We start from the raw sequence: 1,433 nt of genomic DNA, 5'->3' as shown, positions 1-1,433 counted from the left end.
GGCTCTTCGCAGATGAGGGTGTAGCAGCGGGGTGTGGGGTAGGCGCGTTGGTGCCGGGATAGACGTCGAGGTCTCCCGATGATGGAAGTTCTCACGCTCGCCATCAGGAAGACCTCGACGTGCCCAACGCTACCTTCGACAGCCCCGACCTGACGACCTTCGCCCGCCTCGGCGAGCTCGGTCTGGTGGTGGTTGGTCAACGGCTCACGCGCCGGCGGGCGGTGCTGGAGTGCCGGCTCGCCGAGGAGGATCCGTGGTGCCGCGCCTGTGGAGCCCGAGCGACCTCGCGAGGATCCATCTCCCGGTCCCTCGCCCACGAGCCGTTCGGTCACCGGCCCACCACGTTGCTGGTGCGGATCCGCCGCTACCGGTGTGATCACTGCGGATACCACTGGCGCGAAGACACCACCGCTGCGGCGGCTGAGCGGGCGAAGCTCTCCCGGGGCGGGATGCGGTGGGCGCTGGAGGCCCTTGTCATCGATCACCTCTCGATCGCGCGGGTCGCTGCCGGGCTGGGCGTGGCCTGGCACACCGCGAACGACGCCGTTCTGGCCGAGGGGAAACGCCTGCTGATCGATGACCCGGCCCGCTTCGACGGAGTCCGCGTGATCGGCGTCGACGAGCACGTCTGGCGGCACACCCGCCGCGGCGACAAGTACGTCACCGTGATCATCGACCTCACCCCCACCAGGAACAAGACTGGGCCAGCTCGGTTGCTGGACATGGTCGAAGGACGCTCCAAGGCAGCGTTCAAGGCCTGGCTCGAAGCGCGCCCCACGACGTGGAAGGACCGCATCGAGGTGGTCGCGATGGACGGGTTCACGGGGTTCAAGACCGCGACAAGCGAGGCCCTGCCCGGCGCGGTCGCGGTCATGGATCCCTTCCACGTCGTCCGCCTGGCCGGAGACGCTCTGGACGACTGCCGCCGACGCGTTCAACAGAAGCTCCACAAGCGCCGAGGTCGGAAAGACGACCCTCTCTACAAGGCCCGCCGCACCCTCCACACCGGGATCAAGCTGTTGACCGAGCGCCAACGCGACCGCCTCAGCGCCCTGTTCGCCCACCACCCGCACGCTGCGGTCGAGGCGACCTGGGAGATCTACCAGGCCATGATCACCGCCTACCGAGAACCCGACCGGACCAGAGCCAGAACGATGATGGAGAAGGTCATCGCGGCCCTCAGCGCGCAAGTCCCAGACACCCTCGTCGAGCTCGAGAAGCTCGGCCGGACGCTGACCAAGCGCGCCGACGACGTCCTAGCGTTCTTCGATCGCCCCGGCACCAGCAACGGCCCCACCGAAGCAATCAACGGCCGCCTCGAGCACCTCCGCGGTTCGGCCCTCGGCTTCCGGAATCTCACGAACTACGTCGCCCGCAGTCTCCTCGAATCAGGCGGCTTCAGAAACCAGCTACACCCTCAGATGCGATGAGCC

1 protein-coding gene is annotated in these 1,433 nt (G+C 67.7%); it reads left to right on the top strand.

All coding sequences use genetic code 11. From position 1 onward, the window contains the following. Positions 1–119 precede the first annotated feature (119 nt). Positions 120–1,430, top strand: coding sequence for an ISL3 family transposase (locus INT51_RS21915; protein ID WP_122941017.1), 1,311 nt, complete (start codon positions 120–122; stop codon positions 1,428–1,430). The last annotated feature ends 3 nt before the right edge of the window (positions 1,431–1,433 follow it).

Source organism: Brachybacterium sp. FME24, from assembly GCF_014897705.1.
In the GTDB taxonomy this organism is placed as follows: Bacteria; Actinomycetota; Actinomycetes; order Actinomycetales; family Dermabacteraceae; genus Brachybacterium.
The sequence above is the reverse complement of the archived record's forward strand: the minus strand, read 5'-3'. Positions and strand labels throughout refer to the sequence as shown.